This is a genomic window from Ensifer sp. Root1252, assembly GCF_001425885.1.
Taxonomy (GTDB): Bacteria; Pseudomonadota; Alphaproteobacteria; order Rhizobiales; family Rhizobiaceae; genus Ensifer; species Ensifer canadensis.
This window is the reverse complement of record NZ_LMDT01000057.1, coordinates 135,225-158,426: the sequence shown is the minus strand read 5'-3', so window position 1 is coordinate 158,426 and position 23,202 is coordinate 135,225. Positions and strand designations below refer to the sequence as shown.

The 23,202-nt window shown below is 62.6% G+C and carries 26 protein-coding genes; 14 read left to right on the top strand and 12 right to left on the bottom strand.

All coding sequences use genetic code 11. The annotated features are described in order from the left end of the window. Positions 1 to 599 precede the first annotated feature (599 nt). Positions 600 to 1,109, bottom strand: coding sequence for a hypothetical protein (locus tag ASD02_RS34225; RefSeq protein ID WP_025425116.1), 510 nt, complete (start codon positions 1,107 to 1,109; stop codon positions 600 to 602). Positions 1,110 to 1,346: 237 nt separating this feature from the next. Here ASD02_RS34225 and ASD02_RS39350 point away from each other — a divergent pair, with 237 nt between their 5' ends. Next, complete coding sequence (locus tag ASD02_RS39350) at positions 1,347 to 1,508, top strand: hypothetical protein (RefSeq protein WP_164474930.1); 162 nt, start codon at positions 1,347 to 1,349, stop codon at positions 1,506 to 1,508. 178 nt (positions 1,509 to 1,686) lie between these two features. On the opposite strand, the gene ASD02_RS34220 is transcribed toward ASD02_RS39350, so the two are convergent. After that, positions 1,687 to 2,994 carry an amidase gene (locus tag ASD02_RS34220; protein WP_057221815.1) on the bottom strand — a complete coding sequence of 436 codons (1,308 nt, stop codon included), beginning with the start codon at positions 2,992 to 2,994 and terminating at the stop codon, positions 1,687 to 1,689. 523 nt (positions 2,995 to 3,517) lie between these two features. Between ASD02_RS34220 and ASD02_RS34210 the strand changes: the two genes are divergently transcribed. From ASD02_RS34210 to ASD02_RS34200, 3 genes are all read left to right on the top strand, one after another. Further along, positions 3,518 to 5,080 (top strand): alkaline phosphatase, encoded by a 1,563-nt coding sequence (locus ASD02_RS34210; RefSeq protein ID WP_025425113.1) that lies wholly within the window; start codon positions 3,518 to 3,520, stop codon positions 5,078 to 5,080. A gap of 201 nt (positions 5,081 to 5,281) precedes the next feature. Continuing rightward, positions 5,282 to 7,108, top strand: coding sequence for a translational GTPase TypA (gene typA, locus ASD02_RS34205; protein ID WP_025425112.1), 1,827 nt, complete (start codon positions 5,282 to 5,284; stop codon positions 7,106 to 7,108). A gap of 207 nt (positions 7,109 to 7,315) precedes the next feature. After that, positions 7,316 to 7,822 (top strand): GNAT family N-acetyltransferase, encoded by a 507-nt coding sequence (locus ASD02_RS34200; RefSeq protein WP_025425111.1) that lies wholly within the window; start codon positions 7,316 to 7,318, stop codon positions 7,820 to 7,822. Between the two features lie 114 nt (positions 7,823 to 7,936). Here ASD02_RS34200 and ASD02_RS34195 read toward each other — a convergent pair whose 3' ends face one another. Next, positions 7,937 to 8,554, bottom strand: coding sequence for a hypothetical protein (locus tag ASD02_RS34195; protein ID WP_025425110.1), 618 nt, complete (start codon positions 8,552 to 8,554; stop codon positions 7,937 to 7,939). Between the two features lie 159 nt (positions 8,555 to 8,713). Between ASD02_RS34195 and ppa the strand changes: the two genes are divergently transcribed. Continuing rightward, on the top strand, positions 8,714 to 9,250 hold the full coding sequence (gene ppa, locus ASD02_RS34190; protein ID WP_025425109.1) for an inorganic diphosphatase: 537 nt from the start codon (positions 8,714 to 8,716) through the stop codon (positions 9,248 to 9,250). Between the two features lie 8 nt (positions 9,251 to 9,258). On the opposite strand, the gene ASD02_RS34185 is transcribed toward ppa, so the two are convergent. Further along, positions 9,259 to 9,576, bottom strand: coding sequence for a DUF167 domain-containing protein (locus ASD02_RS34185; RefSeq protein ID WP_025425108.1), 318 nt, complete (start codon positions 9,574 to 9,576; stop codon positions 9,259 to 9,261). 4 nt (positions 9,577 to 9,580) lie between these two features. Continuing rightward, complete coding sequence (locus ASD02_RS34180; protein WP_025425107.1) at positions 9,581 to 9,874, bottom strand: YggT family protein; 294 nt, start codon at positions 9,872 to 9,874, stop codon at positions 9,581 to 9,583. A 133-nt stretch (positions 9,875 to 10,007) separates the two neighbouring features. Here ASD02_RS34180 and ASD02_RS34175 point away from each other — a divergent pair, with 133 nt between their 5' ends. Beyond that, on the top strand, positions 10,008 to 11,249 hold the full coding sequence (locus tag ASD02_RS34175) for an MFS transporter (RefSeq protein ID WP_057221802.1): 1,242 nt from the start codon (positions 10,008 to 10,010) through the stop codon (positions 11,247 to 11,249). A gap of 44 nt (positions 11,250 to 11,293) precedes the next feature. Here ASD02_RS34175 and ASD02_RS34170 read toward each other — a convergent pair whose 3' ends face one another. The 6 genes from ASD02_RS34170 to hemC form a co-directional block, all read right to left on the bottom strand. After that, complete coding sequence (locus ASD02_RS34170) at positions 11,294 to 12,022, bottom strand: glutamine amidotransferase (protein ID WP_025425105.1); 729 nt, start codon at positions 12,020 to 12,022, stop codon at positions 11,294 to 11,296. A 1-nt stretch (position 12,023) separates the two neighbouring features. Beyond that, positions 12,024 to 12,506, bottom strand: a complete 483-nt coding sequence (locus tag ASD02_RS34165) for a TerB family tellurite resistance protein (protein ID WP_025425104.1) — start codon at positions 12,504 to 12,506, stop codon at positions 12,024 to 12,026. A gap of 21 nt (positions 12,507 to 12,527) precedes the next feature. Next, positions 12,528 to 14,174 carry a heme biosynthesis protein HemY gene (locus ASD02_RS34160; protein ID WP_057221801.1) on the bottom strand — a complete coding sequence of 549 codons (1,647 nt, stop codon included), beginning with the start codon at positions 14,172 to 14,174 and terminating at the stop codon, positions 12,528 to 12,530. 11 nt (positions 14,175 to 14,185) lie between these two features. Then, positions 14,186 to 15,424 (bottom strand): COG4223 family protein, encoded by a 1,239-nt coding sequence (locus ASD02_RS34155; protein WP_025425102.1) that lies wholly within the window; start codon positions 15,422 to 15,424, stop codon positions 14,186 to 14,188. A gap of 102 nt (positions 15,425 to 15,526) precedes the next feature. Then, complete coding sequence (locus ASD02_RS34150; RefSeq protein WP_057221800.1) at positions 15,527 to 16,237, bottom strand: uroporphyrinogen-III synthase; 711 nt, start codon at positions 16,235 to 16,237, stop codon at positions 15,527 to 15,529. Positions 16,238 to 16,240: 3 nt separating this feature from the next. After that, on the bottom strand, positions 16,241 to 17,170 hold the full coding sequence (hemC, locus tag ASD02_RS34145) for a hydroxymethylbilane synthase (protein WP_057221799.1): 930 nt from the start codon (positions 17,168 to 17,170) through the stop codon (positions 16,241 to 16,243). A gap of 74 nt (positions 17,171 to 17,244) precedes the next feature. Here hemC and tsaD point away from each other — a divergent pair, with 74 nt between their 5' ends. The 6 genes from tsaD to ASD02_RS34115 all read left to right on the top strand — a co-directional run bounded on the left by tsaD (position 17,245) and on the right by ASD02_RS34115 (position 21,377). Further along, the gene (tsaD, locus tag ASD02_RS34140) at positions 17,245 to 18,339 is read left to right on the top strand and encodes a tRNA (adenosine(37)-N6)-threonylcarbamoyltransferase complex transferase subunit TsaD (RefSeq protein ID WP_057221798.1); all 1,095 of its coding nucleotides are present in this window, start codon (positions 17,245 to 17,247) and stop codon (positions 18,337 to 18,339) included. Between the two features lie 31 nt (positions 18,340 to 18,370). Next, entirely contained in the window at positions 18,371 to 19,360 is a 990-nt protein-coding gene (locus tag ASD02_RS34135) for an NAD(P)H-dependent glycerol-3-phosphate dehydrogenase (RefSeq protein WP_057221797.1), read from the top strand. A 78-nt stretch (positions 19,361 to 19,438) separates the two neighbouring features. After that, positions 19,439 to 19,732, top strand: a complete 294-nt coding sequence (locus ASD02_RS34130; RefSeq protein WP_025425097.1) for a YciI-like protein — start codon at positions 19,439 to 19,441, stop codon at positions 19,730 to 19,732. 6 nt (positions 19,733 to 19,738) lie between these two features. Beyond that, positions 19,739 to 20,170, top strand: coding sequence for an EVE domain-containing protein (locus ASD02_RS34125; RefSeq protein ID WP_025425096.1), 432 nt, complete (start codon positions 19,739 to 19,741; stop codon positions 20,168 to 20,170). A gap of 67 nt (positions 20,171 to 20,237) precedes the next feature. Then, positions 20,238 to 20,909 (top strand): methyltransferase, encoded by a 672-nt coding sequence (locus ASD02_RS34120; RefSeq protein WP_057221796.1) that lies wholly within the window; start codon positions 20,238 to 20,240, stop codon positions 20,907 to 20,909. A 60-nt stretch (positions 20,910 to 20,969) separates the two neighbouring features. Further along, positions 20,970 to 21,377 (top strand): DUF1761 domain-containing protein, encoded by a 408-nt coding sequence (locus ASD02_RS34115; RefSeq protein ID WP_057221795.1) that lies wholly within the window; start codon positions 20,970 to 20,972, stop codon positions 21,375 to 21,377. A gap of 42 nt (positions 21,378 to 21,419) precedes the next feature. Here the strand turns inward: ASD02_RS34115 and ASD02_RS34110 are convergent, their stop codons facing one another. Then, positions 21,420 to 22,100, bottom strand: a complete 681-nt coding sequence (locus tag ASD02_RS34110; RefSeq protein WP_057221794.1) for a hypothetical protein — start codon at positions 22,098 to 22,100, stop codon at positions 21,420 to 21,422. A 306-nt stretch (positions 22,101 to 22,406) separates the two neighbouring features. Here ASD02_RS34110 and sdhC point away from each other — a divergent pair, with 306 nt between their 5' ends. Both sdhC and sdhD read left to right on the top strand, forming a co-directional pair. Further along, entirely contained in the window at positions 22,407 to 22,802 is a 396-nt protein-coding gene (sdhC, locus tag ASD02_RS34105) for a succinate dehydrogenase, cytochrome b556 subunit (RefSeq protein ID WP_025425092.1), read from the top strand. Between the two features lie 12 nt (positions 22,803 to 22,814). After that, positions 22,815 to 23,195 (top strand): succinate dehydrogenase, hydrophobic membrane anchor protein, encoded by a 381-nt coding sequence (sdhD, locus tag ASD02_RS34100; protein ID WP_025425091.1) that lies wholly within the window; start codon positions 22,815 to 22,817, stop codon positions 23,193 to 23,195. Positions 23,196 to 23,202: the final 7 nt, after the last annotated feature.

The window sequence follows — 23,202 nt, the reverse complement described above, 5'->3', positions numbered from 1 at the left end:
GCGGGGCTCGACGGCGCGGCAATTGGCTGCAAGCAATTCGCGTTTAACTGATTATCGACTGCGAGATTTGTTCGCCAGGAACTCTACAGCGCCGCGCGTCTTGTTAGATGCGCAAAGGTCGCTGCAACACTTTGAATTGCTGCATGTTTTTAACCTTAAATCGAATTCGATTTAAGGAAACATGCAGTAGGCGCAGAAATACTAGCACCTGTAGGTGTATTGCGCCAGTTCGCAACAACCTTCGGAAATAAGCGTGTTGTGTCGCTTGTCGCCCACCCGGGCCTTGCCTCGCCTCTCCCGTTTGTCCGTCTTCTCCTTCTCTTAGAGGGCGGCCCGGACGATGCGCCGGAACATTTCTGTGCCGGATTCAGGCGTGATGACCGCCGCCTATGGACGGCATGTGCGAACGTTCCGGGAACTGAAACGCGCTGCTCAAGCGAGCCTCGACGGCCGGGAGTGATCTCGTGTCTACTGCATGTTTCCTTAAATCGAATTCGATTTAAGGAAACATGCAGTAATTCAGAGTGCTACAGCGACATTTGCGCGTGTAATAAAGACGCGCGGCGCTGTAGTCCAGGGATACCGCTGCGATGACGATGTCACTCTTCATGCGTGCGCAGCCACGCCTCCAGCCCGGCAATCACCGCGAGCCTCAGGCTTGCGTTCTTGGCAAGCGCTCGGGCAAGGGACTGTCCATCGGACAAAAAACCCATCTCGTGCATGACGTCGTCGGGCTTCAGGCGTTGCTTTGCCATGATCGCCTTGATCCGGGTGATCGTGGAGGGAAGCAGGTAACGTCCGCTGGCGATGGGGGCACCTGCGGGTATGGGAGAAGGCACGGCGGCCGTGGGCGGAACTGGAGTGGCAACAGGCAACACGCCTGATATCGCCAGCCAGGTCAGGAAGCCGTCGCGCTCGCCAGGGGTGGCCTTTGCCCACGAATTCTTGAGTTTCTCAAGGCGGGTCCGCTGCGGCTTCAGGCCGGCGATGACGAGAGCCTTGCGAAGCGAGGAGATCCTGCCGGTGAGCACATCACTGTGGATGTCCGGGAACTCGGCCTTCAACCGCTGCTCATAATGGGCGTTATCGCGCTTCGGCTTTTTCGACATTTTCAGTTCCGACGTTCATCTCCTGCGTCCTCTAGCGCGCCGCGCGGGCGAGGGCGAGTAAAAAGGCGATGCCGCCAAGCCGCGTATATCGGGCCACTTGTTTCGAGAGGCCGAGCCCGATGCCAAGCCGCGACCAGAGCGTCATGCAAAGCTCTGCCCGTCAAGCTTTGCACAAGTCGGGCTTTATACCATCGCGCCAAGAGCCGGGATGTGACACGGCGAACAAAGGACGATGATATGTCAAGCGATATCGAGCATTATACCGATCCGCAGGATTCGGCCGTTGCCCTCTACCTCACGAACAATGACGGCGAAGAGCTAACCAATGTGCTGGTCGCAGCACTCGAGGATGCGTTCCGCATCCTTCGCGACGAGGTTTCCGGCGAAACGATGCACTGAGGCGAGACGGCGAGGCCCAGTTCGCTATGCAAGCACAGGCGTGGGCTTTGCAACTGGCCGCCAACTGCAAAGCCGTTCGGTTCGCTGGCCAGGCTTCATATATACGATACGGGCGCCCTCGCGTGAGCGCCCTCAACTGATTATGTGCCGGGGTTTGGTTCGGGTCGAACCGGACGCATCACCTTTCCCGTAACAGCGCCTCGACCGAGGCCGCTACCGCCAGCAGCGTCCCGTCCGTTCCGTTCCTGCCCACCAACATCAGGCCAGCCGGGCGGCTCGGCCCCGGCATCGGCAAGGTTATGGCCGTGAGATCGAACTGGTTTGCGACCTGGCAGTTGCGCAAGAGCAAGCCCTCGACGCGATCATATTCTGCCTCATTCGCCTCCACGGAGGCGATCGGCACTGCGGCGATCGGCGTCGTCGGCAAGACGATGAGATCGTAGGCGGAGAGCCGATCGTCCATGGCACTTGCTAGGCCTGCTCTCGTTTCCAACAGCGCATCTAGTGCTGCCTGCGGCGTCAGCAAACGACGTCGAAGCGTCGATGAAACCCTGATGTCGACCGGTGCGTCGTGATCCGAAAGCCAGTCGGCATGCAGACGGCTCGCCTCGAGGCCGGCGATCGAGCCGATCGCGGTCGCCTTCTTCAACCGGTCGATAAGGTCGTCGATACCGCAATCGACAAGGTCGGCGCCCGCAGCAGTGAGGCGGTCGAGACATGCCGTAAAGTGTGTGGCTATTTCGGTTGAGAGCGCGGCCAGGAGCTGGCCGCGTGGCACGCCGATCCGCAGGCCGGCAATCGGCTGGGGAACAAGCGCTGTTACCGGCTCGCCGGCCATGACGGCATCGACAGCTGCGCAGTCGCTGACCGTGTGGGCGAGCGGCCCGATAGAATCGAGACTCGGGGCAAGCGGGAAGGCGCCGTCGAGGGACACGCGGCTGGCGGTCGGTTTGAAACCGACGAGGCCGTTCAGCGCCGCCGGGATGCGCACGGAACCGCCGGTGTCGGAGCCGATGGCGATATCGCAGGTGCCTTCCGCCGCCGACACGGCCGCGCCCGAGGACGAGCCGCCGGGGATCAGGCTTTCATCGGTCGCGTTGCCGGGAACCGGATAATGGGGATTGAGGCCGACCGCGGTGAAGGCGAATTCGGTCATATGGGTCTTGCCGACGATCACGGCGCCGGCGGCGCGCAATCTCCTGACCACGACGGCGTCCTGTTGCGGCACGGCTGCCGTGCGCTTGATGATCGAGCCGGCGAGCGTCGGTTCTCCGGCAACGTCGAAAAGATCCTTGATCGAAACGATCTTGCCGTCGAGCGGTCCGAGCGTGGCGCCGGCCTGAAGGCGGCGGTCGGCGGCATCGGCCTCGATGCGGGCGCTGTCGGCATAGAGCTTGACATAGGTCTTCTCGTTCTCCCGACGGGCATCGAGCCGGCTCAGGATCTGTTCGAGGTGATCACGCACGGGAGTGTTCGAATGGGACACGATAAGGAACCTGCCGATATCTGACGTCGCCGGGCGGCGAGCTGAAGCGTTTCGTCCGTAGCGCAGCAAGGGGGGCCGCGGCCGCGGACGAGATTCTTCATAGCAGGGCTTGCGGCAAATGCCATGAGGTTGCACCCGCCGCACCGCCTCCATGCAAGTGGATATTCAGCAGGGTTTATGCGCGCAGAGAATGAACCGACGATAGACGAAAGTGCGCAGGCAGTTTCGCAGGTTTGCAGATTTGCGCTGTGCGGCGGCGATCGATTGGTGCGAGGCGCGTTCGATGGTCTCGAAGCCGGCAGCCTTCGATCCCTGGCGGATCGCCCAGGTCGAGAAACGTCCGACTGCCTTCGGCCCGGCCCAGTCGCCGTCGAAGACGAGCCACCTTCGAAGGCCCTGTATTCACCGAATTGTCGCGAAACCGTTCAAATAGTTTCACGCCACTGTTAAGTCGCTGACATACGAACAGCTAAAGGTCCGGCACGCGAAATCCGCTTTCGCAGGGCTCGAACCGGAGGCTTGTTTGGCCGAAATCCTCACCACGCTGTCCCGCCGTTCCTTCCTTCTGTCTGCCGGTGCTGCCGGCCTCGTTGCGTCCTCCGGTCTTGCAACACCGTTCTATGCCCGCGGCTACGGCCGTCCGGAATTCATCCACGGGGTGCAGTCGGGCGATGTCGACACGAGTTCCGGCATGGTGTGGACGCGGGTCGACAGGCCGTCGCGGGTGACGCTCGACTATTCGACGACCGAAAGCTTTTCCAATCCGGTTCGTCTCGCCGAACTCACCGCAACACCGCAGACGGATTGTGCGGTCAAATGTGCGCTGGAGGATCTGCTTCCGGACCAGGACATCTTCTATCGGTTCACCGCGACCGATCTTTACGACATCAACCGGGTGTCCGAGCCGGTCGTCGGGCGGTTTCGCACCGCGCCGTTGCGCAAGCGCTCGGTCCGCTTCGTCTGGTCCGGCGACACGGCCGGCCAGGGTTGGGGCATCGACGATGTCGGCATGAAGACCTATTCGACCATGCGCCTGCACGAGCCGGACTTCTTCATCCATTCCGGCGACACGATCTACGCCGACAATCCCATTCCCGACGAGATAGCCTTGCGCGACGGCGGCATCTGGAAGAACCGGGTGGTGACGCATGAGAAGCGCGATGTGGCGCGCACGCTCGAGGAATATCGCGGCCAGTGGAAGTATAATCTGCTCGACAACCATGTGCGTGAACTCAACGCCGTCTGCCCGACCTTCTATCAGTGGGACGATCACGAGGTCCTGAACAACTGGTCGGCCTCGACAGACCTCAGCGACGATCCGCGCTATCCGGAAAAGGACGTTGCGGTCTACGCCGCGCGCGCGGGGCGCGCTTTTAACGAGATGACGCCGGTCCGCACGCCGCCGACGCAGCCCGGCCGCATCTTCCGCAAGATTGCCTACGGTCCGCTGCTCGATGTCTTCTTCGTCGACCTTCGGTCCTATCGCGGGCCCAACCAGGGGGAGGGTGATGGTGGCCTGTTCGGCTGGCGCCAGGCGGACTGGCTGAAGCGGGAGCTTGCCGCGTCGCGCGCCGTCTGGAAGGTGATCGCCTGCGATATGCCTGTTGGTCTCGTCGTCTGGGACGATTATGCCAACCGGCGTGGTTCCGATGCAATCGCCAATGGCGACAATGGTCCACCGACGGGTCGCGAAACCGAGTTTGCCGAGCTGCTCCGCTTCATCAGGGACAATGCCATCGACAACCTCGTGTGGCTGACGGCGGATGTGCATTATACGGCCGCGCATCACTACGATCCGTCGCGGGCGGCCTTCAAGGATTTCCTGCCATTCTGGGAGTTCGTTTCCGGTCCCTTGCATTCCGGTACCTATGGTCCGAAGGAGCTGGACATGACGTTCGGCCCGGACGTGCGCTTCATCAAGGCGTCCGGTGGAGGTGTGGACAGCAACCTGCCTCCATCAGCCGGGCTGCAGTTCTTCGGCATCGTCGATATCAACGGCCAGACCAAGCAGATGACCGTGCGGCTGATGGATCGGCAGGACCAGGAATTGTGGCGCGTGACGCTCGACCCGGCCGCCGTCGCATGAGCGTTTTGGCTTTGGTTGAACCCTTTCCAAACCCGGTTGGCGCGACCCTTTCCGGTTGCAAACCCATGGCCTGTCGGGACTTCGGAGCCGGGCTCTTGCGCGCGCCCCCCTTTCGCAATCGCAAAAAAACCTGTATGAGCCCGACCATTGAAAAAGCGGCGTGGCCCATTGGGGCGTGCCCTAAACCTTCCGAGACGAAAAATGAGCATTCGTAACATCGCGATTATCGCGCACGTCGACCATGGGAAAACGACCCTTGTCGACGAGCTTCTGAAGCAGTCGGGCTCGTTCCGCGAAAACCAGCGCGTTGCCGAACGCGTCATGGACTCCAACGACATCGAAAAAGAGCGCGGCATCACCATTCTTGCCAAGGCGACGTCGGTCGAGTGGAAGGGTGTGCGCATCAACATCGTCGACACCCCCGGCCACGCCGACTTCGGCGGTGAAGTCGAACGCATCCTGTCGATGGTGGACGGCGCCATCGTTCTCGTCGACGCCTCCGAAGGCCCGATGCCGCAGACGAAGTTCGTCGTCGGCAAGGCGCTGAAGGTCGGCCTGAAGCCGATCGTCGCGATCAACAAGATCGACCGTCCTGATGGACGCCACGAAGAAGTCATCAACGAAGTCTTCGACCTCTTTGCGAACCTCGACGCCACCGACGAGCAGCTCGACTTCCCGATCCTCTACGGTTCGGGTCGTGAAGGCTGGATGAACGTCGCGCCTGAAGGCCCGAAGGACCAGGGCATGGCACCGCTTCTCGACCTCGTGCTCAAGCACGTTCCCGAGCCGACGGTCGGCGAGGGCCCGTTCCGCATGATCGGCACGATCCTGGAAGCAAACCCCTTCCTCGGCCGTATCATCACCGGCCGCATCCATTCGGGTTCGCTGAAGCCGAACCAGCCGGTCAAGGTTCTCGGCCAGGACGGCAAGCTGCTTGAAAACGGCCGTATCTCGAAGATCCTCGCATTCCGCGGCATCGAGCGTCAGCCGATCGAAGAAGCCCATGCAGGCGACATCGTCGCGATCGCCGGCCTGACCAAGGGCACCGTCGCCGACACCTTCTGCGACCCGTCGGTCTCCGAAGCGCTGACCGCACAGCCGATCGACCCGCCAACCGTCACCATGTCCTTCATCGTCAACGACAGCCCGCTTGCCGGCACCGAAGGCGACAAGGTGACGAGCCGCGTCATCCGCGACCGTCTGTTCAAGGAAGCCGAAGGCAACGTCGCGCTGAAGATCGAGGAATCCTCCGAGAAGGATTCGTTCTTCGTCTCCGGTCGTGGCGAATTGCAGCTCGCGGTTCTGATCGAAACCATGCGCCGCGAAGGTTTCGAACTCGCCGTCTCGCGTCCGCGCGTCGTCATGCACAAGGATGAGAACGGCCAGCTGCTCGAGCCGATCGAAGAAGTGGTCATCGACGTCGACGAAGAGCATTCCGGCGTCGTCGTTCAGAAGATGTCCGAACGCAAGGCCGAGATGGTCGAGCTTCGTCCGTCCGGCGGCAATCGCGTCCGGCTGGTGTTCTTCGCACCGACCCGTGGCCTGATCGGCTACCAGTCGGAACTGCTGACGGATACGCGCGGCACAGCGGTCATGAACCGTCTGTTCCACGCCTACCAGCAGTACAAGGGTGAGATCGGCGGCCGCGTCAACGGCGTGCTGCTCTCCAACGACGCCGGCGAATCGGTCGCCTACGCCATGTTCAACCTGGAAGACCGCGGCCCGATGATCATCGAAGCCGGCGAGAAGGTCTATGCCGGCATGATCATCGGCATCCACACGCGCGACAACGACCTGGAAGTCAACGTGTTGAAGGGCAAGAAGCTCACCAACATGCGTGCATCCGGCAAGGACGAAGCCGTCAAGCTGACGCCGCCGATCCGCATGACGCTCGAGCGCGCGCTGTCCTGGATCCAGGACGACGAGCTGGTCGAAGTCACGCCGAAGTCGATCCGTCTGCGCAAGATGTACCTCGACTCGAACGACCGTAAGCGCTTCGAGAAGTCGCGTACGGCTGGCGCCGCTTAAGCGCCCACCGACAAAAGCGAGCGATTAGCGAAACCCCGGAGCAATCCGGGGTTTTTTGCTGTGTGTGCCAGCGGGGGGCGGCTTGCGGATAAAGTTAAAAAGGCGTTAACCTTCCATGGGATGCCGTTAAAGTTGCCTGTGGGTTAACGCGACGCGGCCCCCGGGTGGGATTCCTGTTCGCCCTGTGTGCGTTTAGAGTCGTGAGTCATGAAGACTGTTTCGATCGAGGTCAGGCCTGGAGAACCGCAAGAGGCGTCGGCGATTGCCGACGTGCATCGCGTTTCGTGGCTACAAGCCTATGGCGGCATCATTCCGCACCGCCCCCTGGTCCAGATGGTCAATCGTCGAGACGAGGTCTGGTGGCGCAAGGCGACGCGGGGTCCGGCGACCTTGCTGGTCGTCGACGTGGCCGGAACGATTGCCGGCTATGCGACCCTCGGCCTCAGCCGCGCCAAGGCGCTGCCGCAGGAAGGCGAAATCTACGAGATCTACCTGCGGCCGGAATATCAGGGCATCGGCCTTGGACGGGTTCTCTTCGGCGAAGCCAAGAGCCTGCTGCGGTCGCTCGGCTGCAGGGGACTGGTCGTCTGGTGCCTCGAAGACAGCGATAACGCCTATCAGTTCTTCCAGGGGGCTGGCGGCAGCGATATCGCCGAGGGCATGGAAGATTTCGGCGACAAGCACCTCAAGAAGATCGGCTTTGCCTGGAACTGACGCCTGCTTGCGTCTGACCTCGATGTCACCTCCTGCATAATTCCTTAAATCGGATCCGATTTAAGGACAAAATTATGCAGCAAATTTAAAGCGCTACAGCGTCCTTTGCGCCTCCTATTTGACGCGCGGCGCGGTAGGCAATTGGTGACGCGACCCGCTCGCCTTCTCACCGCGCTTGCCATGGTAGGCTGCTTCGTCGATACCGCACCGGAACCCCGGGGCAATGTCGTCGGCGATCTTGCGGGCGAGCGTGTTCGGATCCGGATTGGCGAGTGCATCGACATAGCCGGCGACGCAGCCGATCCCGTCTTCCTTCTGCGCAACCTTTGAGATCACCAGGACCTGGCCGTCATAGGCCGAGTTGCCTTCGCCGGTTTTCGGATCGCCGTTCTCGATCACCCAGCGCAGGATGGCCGATACCGGCACCTTGTCCTTGTTCAGGCGCCACTCCACCATCGTGCCGGCGTGGTTGAAGGGGCCGAAGGTTTCGAAACCTTCCTTCAGGTATCGCGCATTCAGATGCCCGAAGAAGAAGCTTTGCCGGATATCGGATTCCTTGAAGTGGGCGGGGTAGCCGTCAGGGCCAGGACAGGTCATCGACATGAAGATGCCTTCGACTTCCTCCACAATAGTGCACTTGTCGCGGCTGACATCCGAATAGACGCTGTCGTTGGCCAGAACCGGCGTGGCGGCAAGTGCTGCAGCAAGGAAACATGCGGCCTTTGCGGTCATCCAAAATCCCTCCTTACGAGAAATCCTCTGATGCAATCAACTTCAGGTCACGGCGGGTTGGCAAGGTGAATCTGCACTCCGGACGAAAGTTATGTTGCATCGCGGCATGTTTCCCTTTATCCGACGGGCAAATTTCTCAACCGACCCTGGGAGTATTCCATGCGTATCGATGCGATTTCCATCGGAAAGAATCCACCGGAAGATGTCAACGTCATCGTTGAAGTTCCTGTTGGCGGCCATCCGATCAAGTACGAGATGGACAAGGAAGCCGGCACGCTCGTCGTCGACCGTTTCCTCTACACGCCGATGACCTATCCGGGGAACTACGGCTTCGTGCCGCACACGCTTTCCGATGATGGCGATCCGATCGACGTTCTGATCTGCAACACCCGTCCGCTCGTTCCGGGCTGCGTCATCAACGTCCGCCCGATCGGCGTGATGATGATGGAAGACAATTCCGGCCAGGACGAAAAGATCATCGCGGTTCCGTCGGGTCACCTGACGCAGCGCTACGACAAGGTGCATGAATACACCGACCTGCCGGAAATCACGCTCAAGCAGATCGAGCACTTCTTCGAGCACTACAAAGATCTGGAGCCCGGCAAGTGGGTCAAGATTTTCGGCTGGAAGGATGCCTCCGTCGCCAAGCAGCTGATCAAGGAAGCGGTCGAGCGCGCCAAGGGCGAAAAGAAGTAAGCATCTGGCTATTTGCCGACCAGTTCGGCAAGCCGTTTCAAAACATCCTCCGGGTCGGCGTCGATCCGGAGGATTTTTTTGCGCTGCGTTTCGCCTGAGATGAAGGAAATGCGGTTCTTGGCGACGCCGATCTCTTTGGCGAGGACGGCGATCAGGGCCTGGTTGGCCTTGCCCTTTTCCGGAATGGCGCGCACGCGGACCTTGAGATGGTCCTGCCCGTCGGCGCCGCTCTCCACCCCATCGATCCCGTCGCGTCCGCCGTTCGGTGTCAGTCGAACGGTGACGCGCACGTGATCTCCGTGGGCGGTGAACGCTTGCTGCGTCAATGGATCAGCGCAGGAGCGCCGGCGCGATCGTCGTGTTCAGGAAAAGCTGGATGAAATAGAGGATCACCAGCACGACCAGCGGCGAAAGGTCGACGCCGCCCATATTGGGCAGGACCCGGCGGATCGGACGATAGAGCGGCTCGGTCAGCTGGTAGAGCGAGCGGCCGATCATGTTGATCGCCTGGTTGTTCACGTTGATGACGTTGAACGCATAGAGCCACGAAAAGATGGCTGACGCGATGATCAGAAACCACGCGATGTTGATAATAAAGTTCAAGGTGCCGATGACAGCAATCATGCCGGTCTCCAAATCGTTATTGACAGACATGTAGACATTGAGACCTAAACGAGCAAGTACGCCGATTTACCGTGCGCGATCATGTTTAATGCGGATCGGACAAAGATCGGTACCATCGAGGAGCGTTTCCCCTATGTCTGCCGTTCATACCACCCACCGTTTTGCCGCCTTCCGGCATGTCGGTTATCGCCGCTATTTCTTCTCGCGCTTCCTTGCCTACTTTGCCATTCAGATCATTTCAGTCGCGGTCGGTTGGCAGATCTACGACCTGACGCGCGATCCGTTCGACCTCGGGCTTATCGGGCTCTTCCAGTTCCTGCCGTCGCTGGTGCTGATTCTGGTCACGGGGTCAGTTGCCGATCGCTATAACCGGCGCATGATCATGGGCATCTGCATGGCCGTCAGCACGCTGTGTGCCGTGGCGCTGCTCACGTTGACGGTCACGGGGCTTTTCTCGCCCTGGCCTGTTTATGCGATCCTGGTCGTCTTCGGCATCGAGCGGGCGTTTCTCGCCCCCGCCTCGCAGTCGCTGGCACCCAATCTCGTCCCGCCCGAAGATCTACCCAATGCGATCGCCTGGAATTCGACCTCGTGGCAGACGGCGATGATCGTCGGTCCGGTTGCAGGCGGCCTGATCTATGGCTTCGGCTCCGTTGCGCCCTATGCCGTCGGCGTCTGCTTCTTCGCCGCCGCGGCGCTGATGGTGTTTGCCATCCCCAAGCCGGCGGCGCGCTCCAAGGCACCGGTGCAGAGCTGGGAAACGATCACAGCCGGTTTCCGCTATATCAAGGCGGAGAAGGTGGTGCTCGGTGCGATCTCGCTCGATCTGTTCGCGGTGCTGCTCGGCGGCGCTGTCGCGATGATGCCGGTCTTTGCCCGCGATATCCTTGATCTTGGCCCATGGGGCCTAGGCTTGCTGCGCGCCGCCCCCGGCGTTGGCGCCGTCGGCATGGCGGTGTGGCTTGCCGCCCACCCCATTCGCCACCGCGCCGGCTTTTACATGTTCACCGGCGTCGCGCTCTTCGGCCTCGGCACCGTCGTCTTCGGCCTGTCGGCAACGCCATGGATATCGATCGCTGCACTGGTGGTCATGGGCGCTGCCGACATGATTTCGGTCTATGTACGCGAGATCCTGATCACGCTGTGGACGCCGGACGAGCTGCGCGGCCGCGTCAATGCCGTCAACATGGTGTTCGTCGGCGCCTCCAACGAGCTCGGCGAGTTCCGGGCCGGCATGATGGCATCCGGCTTTGGCGCAATCTTTGCCGTCGCTTTCGGCGGCGCAGGCACGTTGCTGGTGTCAGCGCTCTGGGCGCTCGGCTTCCCGCAGTTGCGCAAGATCGACACGCTCGACGTGCCGGAGCATCATCGTTAGAGCCTTTCCAGGAAATGCGCGGGTTCGAGCTGCAAAGCTTGGCGTCAGGCCGCCTGCCTGGAGCCCGCCTGCACGAAAATGAGATCGAGGAAATTTTCCATCCAGGTGCGCAACGGCGCATCGTGCTGCATGCGCCCGTCGAGATGGGCCTTGCCCATCTGGGCGCCGGGCAGTTCGAAGCGGTGCGCGCCGTGCACCACCCATCGATGCATCATCGCGCGTGTCAGCTCGCCATGGAACTGGATGCCCCAGGCGTTTTCGCCATAGCGGAAGGCCTGGTTCGGATAGGTTTCGCCGGTTGCCAGCAACTCGGCACCTGCAGGCAGATCGAACCCCTCGCGATGGAAGTGATAGACCATGTCAGGCCAGTCCATCAGTGCCCGCCCGGCGTCGGTGGCGACCAGCGGGTACCAGCCGATTTCCGTCATGCCTTCATGATGCGGCGCGACCTTGCCGCCAAGGTTGCGCGCCAGCATCTGCGCGCCCAGGCAGATGCCGAGATAGGGCTTGTTTTCCTTGAGCGGCACCGATAGCCAGTCGATCTCGCGGCGGACGAAATCCTCCTCGTCATTGGCGCTCATCGGCCCGCCGAAGATGATCGTGCCGCCGTGGTGCTCGAGCGTCGGTGGCAGCTCGTCGCCAAGCGCCGGACGACGGATGTCGAGGGAAAAACCCTTCTGCGCGAGGATCTGGCCAACACGGCCGGCGCTCGATCGCTCCTGGTGCAGGACGATGAGGATGGGCTTCCTGTCGGTCTCGGCGGCTATCGGCATTTCAGCTTTCCTGTTGCGGTTCGCCTTCTTCCGCCGCATCGATCCTGGCCGCGACCTCCCGTCGCTTCAAAACCCGGTCCCGCCCGGAGACGCCGAGAAGATCGGCGATCCGCCAGATCACGTGATCTTCCATCTCGCTGCGCTCGCCATCGGCGTAGACGACCTCCCAGAGCATGCCGATCAATTCGATGCGCTGCTCCTCGGAGAGGTGGCGTTTCACTTCGGCGGTGAACTGATAGAAGTCGATCGCCTCGCTTTCGGCGGACTTGCCGGCCTCGACCAGCGCGTCGAGTGCTGCATCGTCGAGTTCATAGTGCTGCTTGATGATGGCGCGCATCTTGCGCTGCTCGGAGGCGAGGATCTTGCCGTCCGCCTCCATCACCTGAATGCAGAGCGCGATGACCGCCACGCGCGGATCACCCCTCTCGATCCGCGTCGTCGGGCCGGTCAGGCCCTCAAGAAACGTCCGGAAGCGTTCAAACATGTTTTCGCCCAGCCTCAAAACTCAGAACAATCGGAAAGTGGTCTTTTCCGACACTTTTTTGCCGACAGCCGGTTCCCGCACGCCGGGATCATCCGGAGGACGGCCGAAGAACGGGTCGGCAACCGGCTCGCCATTGGAGGCGCCGTCCTTCTCGCGTGTCTTCTCGACGATCGGGGCAGGTCTTTTCGCTTCCGCCACCTTGATCGGCTCCGTGCGCTCGCGCGGCGTCTCGGCTGCGGCTTCGATGATCACGGGCGTATCGACGACCGGTTTGGCCGGAGCCGTGCCGTGGGCTACGGGATGGTGCTCGGCCATGACAGGAGGCAGGCTGCGGATCGCTTCATCGGCGCTCAGGTGGCCATCCTCGACCTGTGTGGCCAGTTGCAGGGCCGGTGCCTTCCATTCGAAGGCGTCGAGCCGGCCGCTCACCGGCGAGACCGGCAGCCAGGTCGGCGAAGTGACGCCGTCGGCCGTCCAGGCCGGATCGCGCGGGCTCTTCAGGGCCTGGGCCATCCAGTGGCGGATGCGGCCCTCGTCCTCGGTGTCGGCCTCCTCGATATCTGCAAGCAGCAGGAAGATGCTTTCGGTCGGCTCCAGCCGGGCCGCGGCCTCCGCCTTGGTGCGGGCAAGCAGAAGCTCTCGCGCCTCGAGTGCTGCCTCGGCGACGGCTGCCATGGCCACCGCGTTGTTCGGGCGCAGCGATTCGAGTTTTCTCGCCCGCTTCAGCCGGTCGACCGCCGTGTCGCCGCCGCGTGCCCGCACGTAAAGTCGGGCGACATCGGGATGCGGCTCATGTTTCCAGGCCTTTTCGAGGATCGATGCTCCTTTGCGCAGGTTGTCCTCGCGAAACAGCGCCTTTGCCGCCACCTGCGCGGCGGGCACCAGATTTTCGTCGAGCTTGAGCGCGGCAAGCGCGTCGTCGCGGGCCGCCTTGGCATCGCCGTCGAGGCGCGTCATGGCGCGGGCGGTCAGAAGCACGGCCTTCTTGCGGTCGGCCTCCTTGCGCTCAAGCACATGGGCTGTCCTGCTCTGGTCGAGCAAGCGCAGTGCCTCATCCCATTGTCCGGCCTGGCTCTGGCTGTCGAGCGTTGCCAGTGTCGCCCAGGGCAGGTGCGGCGCTTTTTCGGCTGCCCGCTCGGCATATTGACGCGCCGCCTCGTGTGCGCCGAGGCGCTTGGCTTCGAGATAGAGACCGCGCAGGCCGAGTTCGCGCGTTTCCGGATCGTCGGCCATCAGTTCGAACTTCTTGCGCGCGTCGTCGTATTTGCCTTCGATCAGAAACGTCTGGGCTTCGAGCAGGTGGATCAGCGGTTCCTGGTCGGCGCTGATCAGGCCGCGGGTGCGGGCGGTCATCTTGCGCGCCTGGTTGGCGTCGCCGGCGCCGGCGGCGATCAGGCCAGTCGACAGTGCCTGGTAGCCCCTGTCGCGCTTTCGGGCGCGGAAATAGCGGGTGACGGTGTGTGGTGACAGCCAGATGGTGCGCACCAGCCAGATGGCGATCAGCACGGCGGCGACCAGCGAGATCAGCAGCGATGCCGCGCGCATCAGGCTCATTTCGATGAGCTGGCCCTGCCAGACGAGCGACAGTTCGCCCGGCCGATCCGCGAGCCACGCGAAGCCGAGGCCGAGACCCAGAACGATCAGGATGAAGATCAAAATGCGGATCATGTCTGTCTTCCTCAGCCCTGGGTGGTGGACTTGTTCATCGTTGCCGCGACCGCCGCATCGATGATGCCTTCGACCCGGAGACGCTGGTCAAGCTTGACCTTGAACGGTTCACCGGCGGTCTTGGCCGCAGCCGGAAGACCGTCCCATTCCAATGCCGCGCCCTTAAGATCGCCGTTGTTCAGCTTGTCCTCGATGCGGGCGACGACGGCCTCCGGCGTGTCGCCTTCGACGCTGCCGACGGGACGCACGCGAATGCCCGACATGGCGCTGGAGACGAGGCGATCGAAGATGCCCTCGTTCGGGTCCGGCTGATTAAGCGCGTCGAGCATGGTATTGGATGTGGTTGCAAAATCCCGGCGAAGGTCGGCGCGCGTTGCCACGCCCGTCGTCGCATCCTGAGCGAGGGCGGTGACGGCCGTTTCATCAGGGGCGATGCTGCGAAGCGCATCGAGTTCAGCCAGGAACGGCCCGCCACGATCGATCGCGGTCTTAAGCGCGGTGACGGCGACGGCCTTGGCAACCTGGATATCGTTGGCGGGTTCGTTGAGTTTCTGTTCGGCGGAATCGATGCGGCTTGCCAGTTCGGCTCTGGCCGTCGTTGCCGATTGCTGCGCTTCGGCAAGGCCTGATTTCAGCGCGGCGATCTCCTTGGTGAGGTTCGTCACTTCGGCCTTGAGTGCCGTCATCTCGCCGGTCGCCACTCCGCCGGCGCCCGGTTGTGCTGCCGTCTGTTCCAATGCGGCGAGGCGGTTCTCGAGCGGTGCAATGTCGACGGTTGTGGTTGGCGCCTGTATGCCGGCCACCTGATCGCGCAGGGCCTGGATCTCGCTCGAAAGCGTCAGCTCTGTGGAAGACGTGCCGCGGTCGGGGCCGAGCCCCGGCACATAGCCGGCATATTGCAGTACGCCGAAGCCGAGCAGCGTCACCAGGCCGCCGAGGATCCCGGCTGCCAGTGAACCGGAATTGGACGGCGGTTTTTGCACGGGGCTTGCTTCAGGCTCACGGCTTAAATGCGGCGGCTCCTCGTTGAAGGCGGCGGCTGCCGCATCGGCGCGCTGTTCCTCGATTTCCTCTTCGACGCGGGCTTCCGCTGCGCCATCGGCTTCGGGGATTTCGGTCGGTTCATCGGCGGTTGCCGCGGGGTTTGCCGTCGTTTCGGCATTTTCCGTCACGGTCTTTTCCGCTTCAAGGTCGATCGTCAGCGGCTCTTTCTCGGCTTTCGAGCGGCGCGGCGGGTTTTCCGATACCATGGTGACCTCTTACCGTTGTTGCCTGTCGGTTCTTGCAACAAACCTAGTCAGGCTGGCCGGTGAGGGAAAGCCCCTTTGGTTCCGTTTTTGATCGAAATTGCATTAGAGAAGGCTGAAAAGGCTTTCTTCGTCGGGTCTTGCTGCGACCTCGACCGGTGCGCCATCCGGCAGCGCTCCGGCAACGGCGGCGCTGAGGCAGAGATAGCGCGGAGAGAAAGCGGCGGTCTTGAGGCCGGCTTCGACAAGCAGCGCGGCGAAGCGTCGCGCGGTGTCGTGGGAATAGAGCAGCACCGCGTCCGGCCGGCCGGCCGATATCAGGCGCGCCAATATGTTGGGCGGATGGGCGATCGGCTGCATCCGGTAGCATTCGACCGTGACATGCTCGATGCGAAGCTGCCGTAGCGTGGCTTCAAGTCCGTCGGAGCGGGGGGAGCCTGCGAGATAGAGGAGGGGCGCCCGCGATGCAGTAAGCGTGGCGGCGATCATTTCGGCAAGGCTCCTGCCGGTTCCCTCTCCCGTGTGGAGCGAGGTAAAGCCGAGATCGCGCGCCGCCCGGGCCGTCGCTTCGCCGACGCAGAAGCAGGGTTCCGCTTTATAGGGCTCCAGATCGGCGCCAAGTTCGGCCAACGCCCGTACGGCTTCGGCACTGGTCAGCGCGACTGCGGCATGTGGTAGTTCGAGTGCTTTCCGTGCCGCCTCTGGCAAATGTTCCGCCCGCGCCAGCGGCAACAGCAGCGGCTGATGACCCATGACTTCCAACCGGCGGGCCGTAGCCTCGGCGGCGGGCTGCGGCCGGGTCACGAGCAGCCGCATGGCTCAGGTCCAGCTCGAGAAGAAGCCCGGTCCCGCCAACGCGCGGATATCTTCGCCGGCCTTTTGCCCGAGGGCTTCGGCATCGGCAGCCTTGCCTTCGACCGTGATGCGGTGATGGGTGCTGCCATCCGGCGTCAGGATCATGCCGGAGAAACGCAGATGCGTGCCATCCGAGACCGCCAGGCCGGCGATAGGCGTTCGACAGGAGCCGTCGAGCGTCGCAAGGAAGCCGCGTTCGCAGGCGACCGCCTCATGGGTTCTGCTATCGTCGATGGCGGCGAGCAGGTCGTTGACGCGTTTGTCGCCGATCCTACTCTCGATACAGATCGCGCCCTGCGCCGGTGCCGGCGGAAACTCTTCCGGGTCGAGCAGTTCTGTCGGCACGTCGGCCATGCCGAGCCGCTTCAGGCCGGCATAGGCAAGCAGCGTCGCATCGACCTGGCCTTCGGCGAGCTTGCGCAGCCGCGTCTCGACCTGGCCGCGATAGGTGATGACGTTGATGTCGGGCCTGAGCCTCCGGATCAGCGCCTGCCGGCGCAGCGACGACGAGCCGACAGTCGCGCCTTCGGGCAATTCCAGGAGCCTGGGTGCGGTGCGGCCGATGAAGGCGTCGCGAATGTCCTCGCGCGGCAGGAAGGCGGAAAGAAACAGGCCATCTGGAAGCTTGGTCGGCATGTCCTTCGAGGAATGCACGGCGAAATCGAGTTCGCCCGACAGGAGCTGCTGCTCGATTTCCTCGGTGAACAGGCCCTTGCCGCCGATCTCGGCCAGCGACCGATCGGTGATGCGGTCGCCCTTGGTGGAAAGGATGACAACCTCGAACATTTCCGGCGACAGACCATGCACGGCCGCGAGGCGATCGCGCGTTTCATGGGCTTGAGCGAGCGCCAGCGGGCTGCCACGCGTGCCGATCCGGAAAGGTTTTGTTTGCATCAAAGGCTATCCATTGTTACCGGAGTTCCGTGTACCCACCTTTCGGTGCGACCGCAATCTTTGAGTAGTTCCTGATGTCTCCGCCCATGCGCATCCTCGGCATAGAAACAAGCTGCGACGAAACCGCGGCTTCCGTCGTGCTACGCGACGAAAACGGCAGGGGAAGCATCCTCGGCGACGTCGTCTTGAGCCAGCTGGAAGAGCATAGCGCCTATGGCGGCGTGGTTCCGGAGATTGCCGCGCGCGCCCATGTCGAAGCGCTCGACACCCTGATCGAGGAGGCGCTGCTGCGCGCCGGAGTGACGCTCAACGACATCGATGCGATTGCTGCGACAAGTGGTCCCGGTCTGATTGGCGGCCTCATCGTCGGACTGATGACGGGCAAGGCGATCGCGCGGGCGACCGGCAAGCCGCTCTATGCCGTCAATCACCTGGAAGGTCACGCGCTGACCGCGCGGCTCACCGATGGTCTGAGTTTTCCCTATCTGATGTTGCTGGTCTCGGGCGGTCACACGCAACTGATCCTGGTCAAGGGTGTCGGCGACTACGCGCGCTGGGGCACGACGATCGACGATGCGCTCGGCGAGGCCTTCGACAAGACGGCCAAGCTGCTCGGTCTTCCCTATCCCGGCGGCCCGGCCGTCGAGCGCGCCGCGCGGAGCGGCAATGCCGAGCGCTTCGAGTTTCCCCGCCCGCTGGTCGGCGATGCCAGGCTCGATTTCTCGTTTTCGGGGCTGAAGACGGCGGTGCGCCAGGCGGCGCAATCGCTGGAGCCGGTGACGGACCAGGATATTGCCGACATCTGCGCCTCCTTCCAGCGCGCGATCTCGCGCACGCTCAAGGATCGGATCGGGCGCGGGTTGAAGCGGTTCAAGACGGATCACGCGTCCGTCGAAAAGCCGGCGCTGGTCGTTGCCGGCGGGGTTGCCGCCAACCAGGTGCTCAGGGCAACGCTCCAGGAGCTCTGCGACAAGAACGGCTTCGATTTCATCGCGCCGCCGCTTGAGCTTTGCACCGACAATGCCGCAATGATCGCCTGGGCGGGGGCCGAACGGTTTGCCGCCGGTTTGCCGGCGGATGGTCTCGATGTCGCGCCGCGCTCGCGCTGGCCGCTCGACCAACAGGCGCAGACCTTGCTTGGTTCGGGCAAGCGCGGCGCCAAGGCATGACGGAAAGCAGCCAGGGCATGATGGACAGGATATGAACACCAACCCGAAGATCGTGGTGGTCGGAGCGGGTGCCTTCGGCACGGCGCTTGCCGCTGTCGCCGCATCCGCCAACGGCAGCGATGTGACCCTTCTCGCCCGGCGCGAGGAAACCGCGGATGAATGCCGGCGGACCGGCCGTAACGAACGGGCCCTTCCGGGCATCGACCTGCCGGCAGGGCTCAAGCACAGCGCCGATGCTGCGGTGCTTGGCGACGCTGAGATCGTGCTGTTCGTCATGCCATCGCAGGCACACCGCGAAGCGGCGCGGCAATACGGTCCGTCGATCAATGCCGCGGCGACGATCGTCACCTGCGCCAAGGGCATGGAGCAGGCAACGGGGCGTCTTTTGACCGATGTGCTGGCGGAAGAATTGCCGGGCCACGGCATCGGCGTGCTCTCCGGCCCCGGCTTTGCAGCTGACATTGCCAAGGGGCTGCCGACGGCGATGGTGGTCGCTGCCGCCGACAACGACACGGCGACGCTACTTGCGGAGGCTCTGTCAGGCCCGACCTTCCGTCTCTACCCTTCAGAAGACCGCATCGGCGTGCAGCTTGGCGGCGCGCTGAAGAACGTGCTTGCCATCGCCTGCGGCATCGTCGAAGGCGCAGGTTTGGGCGATAGCGCCCGGGCGGCACTGATATCCCGCGGCCTTGCGGAGATGTCCCGCTTCGTCGTCGCCGAAGGCGGGGATGCCGATACCGTTCGCGGCCTCTCGGGGCTCGGCGATCTCGTGCTGACGGCAACCAGCCACCAGTCGCGCAACCTGCGCTTCGGTATTGCGCGCGGCAAGGATGGCCGCGGTAGCGGACGCCAGGGCGAACTCGTCGAGGGGGCCTTTGCAGCCTCGGTCGCCGCCCGCGTCGCCCGCGATCTTGGCGTCGAGATGCCGATTACCGAGGCGGTCGCCGCCATCATCGACGGCAAGCTCGATGTGCGCACCGCCCTTGAACAATTGATGTCCCGTCCGATCACCCAGGAATGAACTGGTCGTCGGGATGAGGAAAAGTGCTAAGCGGTTTTCCGCCCGCATCCCGCGCCAAACGAAAACTCAGGAGGAAGCATGCTCTTCGCACTTCAATGCACCGACAAATCAGGCGCGCTGCAGCTTCGGCTGGACACGCGTCCGGATCACGTCGCCTATCTCAACGACCTCAATGCCAAGGGCATTCTGAAGATGGCCGGCCCCTTCCTCGGCGACGACGGCAAGCCGACCGGAAGCCTGGTGATCGTCAAGACCGAGACGATCGACGATGCGCGCGCCATCGCCGAAGCCGATCCCTACGCCAAGGCCGGCCTGTTCTCCAACGTCGAAATCAAGGCCTTCAACTGGGTCTTCAACAACCCGGAGGCTTGAGGCGCGATGGCATTCTGGCTTTACAAATCCGAGCCCTTCAAGTGGTCCTGGCAGATGCAGAAGGATGCCGGCGCGAAGGGCACCGAATGGACCGGCGTGCGCAACTACCTCGCACGCAACAACATGCGGGCGATGCAGATCGGCGACAAGGGCTTCTTCTACCACTCGAACGAAGGGCTTGAAATCGTCGGCATCACCGAGGTCTGCGCGCTTTCGCATCCGGATTCGACCGCCGAGGGCGATGCCCGCTGGGACTGCGTCGACATTCGCGCTGTTCGCGACGTGCCGCGCCCGGTGACGCTGAAGGAGATCAAGGATAACCCCAAGCTCGCCAACATGGCGCTGGTCACCAGCATGCGCCTTTCAGTCCAGCCGGTCACCGAGGACGAATGGATCGAGGTCTGCCGCATGGCCGGGTTCGACAGTCCGCCACGGTAGCTTTGTTTTTCCGCGTGATTTATCCGAAAACCGGCTCCCGCATTTCGGATCACGCTCGGAGTGTTTCTTGAAGACCGATCCCGAAAGCTTCATCCGCGCCAACACCGACGTTCTGTCGCCGCCGCATGTGCCGGAAATCCGGCTGCATCTGGCGACGGAAGCGCATGAGCTCTGGCTGAAAACCGAGGAGGAGCTGGAGGAAATCGGTCTGCCGCCGCCGTTCTGGGCCTTTGCCTGGGCCGGCGGGCAGGGGCTCGCGCGTTATATCATCGATCATCCGGAGGTCGTTCGCGGCCGACGCGTCGTCGACTTTGCCTCGGGCTCCGGGCTGGTCGCCATCGCCGCGATGAAGGCGGGGGCGGCTTCTGTTCTTGCGGCCGATATCGATCCCTGGGCCGAGACGGCGGTGCGGCTCAATGCCGAACTGAACGGCGTCGATATTGCCTACACCGCAGAGGAAATTACCGGCCGCGATCTGGCCGCCGACCTCTGCCTTGCCGGCGACGTCTTCTACGACAAGTCCTTTGCCGAGCGCCTGCTGCCCTGGTTTACGGCGCTCAGCTCCGGCGGCGCGACCGTCATCGTCGGCGATCCCGGCCGCTCCTATTGTCCGCGCGACAGGATGACGGCGCTGGCGACCTACGAAGTGCCGGTCACAAGGGCGCTTGAAGACAGCGAGGTCAAGCGCACGACGGTCTGGCAGTTCGGCGCATCAACGGCTCCTTCCGTGCCCGATTGACAGCGGCAACGCATTCGCTTCCAACTTCCTAAAAACGATAAGGGGATGAGGGGAACGAAGATGGCTTTTGCGGGCATGAACTATCTGGCGGTGCTGATTGCCGCCATTGCGGCCTTCGTCATTGGCGCCGGCTATTACGGCGTTCTCGGCAAACCCTGGATGAAGGCGGCGCGCATCGACCCCGCGACGGCGCAGATGTCGCCGGTTCTTTTCGCGATTTCCTTTGTCTCGGAACTAGTGATGGCGACGATGGTCGCCGGTGTCGTCGGCCATCTCGGCCCGGGCCAGGTCACCGCTTTTAACGGCATTGTCTCCGCGTTCTTCCTGTGGCTCGGTTTCGTCGCAACCAGCATGGTCGTCAATCACCGCTACCAGGGATTCGGCTGGAGCCTGTCGCTGATCGACGGCGTGCACTGGCTGCTGGTGCTGTCGGCGATGGGCGCCATCATCGGCGCCATGGGCGTGTGACCGCGCGCAGGCCCGGTGGCTCCTCGGTGGGAGCCGTCACCGCTATCGCCGGATCACGCAGACGCCGTGCTCCCAGGCGCAGGCGCGATTGAACGTTTTCGGCGACATCACGATGATCTTTGCGCGCTTCACCTGCGGCGGCGGCGTAAACTGGCCGTCGTCATAGTAGCTGTAGTTGCCCTCCTGGCTGAAGTAGATGCCGTTGCCGGGATCCCTATAGGCCGAAATGCCGCCGGCATAGGTGCCGATGCTACCGATCGTGTCCGGGAAGCCATCGCCGCCGTAGATATCAAGCCGTTCACCGCCGTAGCTATCCGGGCGATGATCATAGCGGTCGCCTGATGTCCAGATGTTACGCACTGCCTGGTCCCGCCCCCAGCCGTCGCGATAGCGCAGGCGTTCGCTATATTGCCTGTCGTAAGGACGATGATACCGGGGAAAGCGGATATGCCGGGTCCGGGTCTCGACTTCTGGCGGTCCGTTCTCGGCGGCCCACTGGTTGCGTGGCAGGCGATTGCGGCTGTACGTTGTGCCGTAGCCCATGCGGTCGAACTCGTGGCGACTGAAGGAACGATGCGAATACAGCCTGATGTGTCGGGTGCGCGTCTGCACTTCCCGTGGCCCGCCCCAGTCTCCCGCCCGCACCGGCAGGCAGGCAGTCGCGACAAGCAGGCCCGCAAGTGCTAGAACTTTGGTCGCATGGAATGCCCGCAACAGAGTCATTCTGTCCGTCCTCCGCAAAACGCTTAACAAATCGTTAACCGCACTCTGGGGCAATTCCGCTGGAAAGTCACGGATTTGGTTATGGTTTTCGCCCGTATCGTTAACTGGGCGCCACGTCTCGGTCGGACCTGAAAATGCCGCTTTTCGTCTAATCGATTAAATTGATTTTGCACTGCAAACACACTTGTCGTTAAGCAATATGGTGATTAAAGGTCCGAAGGACTGAATTGCGCACAATCAGGTGCGATACCGGACTAAAATCGTCCACTTTTTGGGCGTGAATCCGGGCATTTCCGTGAGGTTCCGATGACGGATGTCACAAGAAGCCGGCCGCTGTCGCCGCATCTTCAAATCTATAAGCCTATCCCGACAATGGTGATGTCCATTGTGCACCGCATTACCGGCGGCGCGCTCTACTTCGGCACCATCCTCGTTGCCTGGTGGCTGATCGCCGCCGCGTCCGGCGAAGCGTACTACGACTGGGTCAGCTGGCTGTTCGGCACGCTTCTCGGCAAGCTGGTGCTCTTCGGCTACACTTGGGCGCTGGTGCACCATATGCTCGGCGGCCTGCGCCACTTCATGTGGGACCTCGGCTACGGCTACGAGAAGCACTTCGCCACCAAGCTGGCCAAGGCAACGATCGTCGGGTCGGTAGCGCTTACCGTGCTGATCTGGGTGGTCGGCTATCTCGTGCGGTACTGAGGGGACAGGACCATGAACATGCGCACACCTCTCAGCAAGGTCCGCGGCTACGGCTCCGCCAAGGAAGGCACTGACCACTTCTGGCGCCAGCGCGTCACGGCAGTCGCCAACGTTCCGCTCTTGATCTTCTTCGTCATCTTCCTCGTTCGTTATGCCGGCGCTCCCCATGCGGAGGTCGTTTCGGCCCTTTCGAACCCCTTCGTCGCCGTGGTCATGGGCCTGGTCCTGCTTTCGGGACTGATCCACATGAAGCTCGGCATGCAGGTGATCATCGAGGATTACGTGCACGGTGAAGGCGCGAAGATCGCCCTTCTCATGCTCAACACATTTTTCGCGATCGTGGTTGGCGGGCTCTGTCTTTTCGCCATCCTGAAGATCGCTTTTGCAGGGTAATTTCGTC

Excerpts from the sequence above, each read along its gene's own strand:
- ASD02_RS34225 (WP_025425116.1), bottom strand. The coding sequence starts at position 1,109 with ATGTCGAAAAAGCCGAAGCGCGATAACGCCCATTATGAGCAGCGGTTG.
- ASD02_RS39350 (WP_164474930.1), top strand. The coding sequence starts at position 1,347 with ATGTCAAGCGATATCGAGCATTATACCGATCCGCAGGATTCGGCCGTT.
- typA (WP_025425112.1), top strand. The coding sequence starts at position 5,282 with ATGAGCATTCGTAACATCGCGATTATCGCGCACGTCGACCATGGGAAA.
- ASD02_RS34200 (WP_025425111.1), top strand. The coding sequence starts at position 7,316 with ATGAAGACTGTTTCGATCGAGGTCAGGCCTGGAGAACCGCAAGAGGCG.
- ASD02_RS34195 (WP_025425110.1), bottom strand. The coding sequence starts at position 8,554 with ATGACCGCAAAGGCCGCATGTTTCCTTGCTGCAGCACTTGCCGCCACG.
- ppa (WP_025425109.1), top strand. The coding sequence starts at position 8,714 with ATGCGTATCGATGCGATTTCCATCGGAAAGAATCCACCGGAAGATGTC.
- ASD02_RS34180 (WP_025425107.1), bottom strand. The coding sequence starts at position 9,874 with ATGATTGCTGTCATCGGCACCTTGAACTTTATTATCAACATCGCGTGG.
- ASD02_RS34175 (WP_057221802.1), top strand. The coding sequence starts at position 10,008 with ATGTCTGCCGTTCATACCACCCACCGTTTTGCCGCCTTCCGGCATGTC.
- ASD02_RS34170 (WP_025425105.1), bottom strand. The coding sequence starts at position 12,022 with ATGCCGATAGCCGCCGAGACCGACAGGAAGCCCATCCTCATCGTCCTG.
- ASD02_RS34165 (WP_025425104.1), bottom strand. The coding sequence starts at position 12,506 with ATGTTTGAACGCTTCCGGACGTTTCTTGAGGGCCTGACCGGCCCGACG.
- ASD02_RS34160 (WP_057221801.1), bottom strand. The coding sequence starts at position 14,174 with ATGATCCGCATTTTGATCTTCATCCTGATCGTTCTGGGTCTCGGCCTC.
- ASD02_RS34155 (WP_025425102.1), bottom strand. The coding sequence starts at position 15,424 with ATGGTATCGGAAAACCCGCCGCGCCGCTCGAAAGCCGAGAAAGAGCCG.
- ASD02_RS34150 (WP_057221800.1), bottom strand. The coding sequence starts at position 16,237 with ATGCGGCTGCTCGTGACCCGGCCGCAGCCCGCCGCCGAGGCTACGGCC.
- hemC (WP_057221799.1), bottom strand. The coding sequence starts at position 17,170 with ATGCAAACAAAACCTTTCCGGATCGGCACGCGTGGCAGCCCGCTGGCG.
- tsaD (WP_057221798.1), top strand. The coding sequence starts at position 17,245 with ATGTCTCCGCCCATGCGCATCCTCGGCATAGAAACAAGCTGCGACGAA.
- ASD02_RS34135 (WP_057221797.1), top strand. The coding sequence starts at position 18,371 with ATGAACACCAACCCGAAGATCGTGGTGGTCGGAGCGGGTGCCTTCGGC.
- ASD02_RS34130 (WP_025425097.1), top strand. The coding sequence starts at position 19,439 with ATGCTCTTCGCACTTCAATGCACCGACAAATCAGGCGCGCTGCAGCTT.
- ASD02_RS34125 (WP_025425096.1), top strand. The coding sequence starts at position 19,739 with ATGGCATTCTGGCTTTACAAATCCGAGCCCTTCAAGTGGTCCTGGCAG.
- ASD02_RS34115 (WP_057221795.1), top strand. The coding sequence starts at position 20,970 with ATGGCTTTTGCGGGCATGAACTATCTGGCGGTGCTGATTGCCGCCATT.
- ASD02_RS34110 (WP_057221794.1), bottom strand. The coding sequence starts at position 22,100 with ATGACTCTGTTGCGGGCATTCCATGCGACCAAAGTTCTAGCACTTGCG.
- sdhC (WP_025425092.1), top strand. The coding sequence starts at position 22,407 with ATGACGGATGTCACAAGAAGCCGGCCGCTGTCGCCGCATCTTCAAATC.
- sdhD (WP_025425091.1), top strand. The coding sequence starts at position 22,815 with ATGAACATGCGCACACCTCTCAGCAAGGTCCGCGGCTACGGCTCCGCC.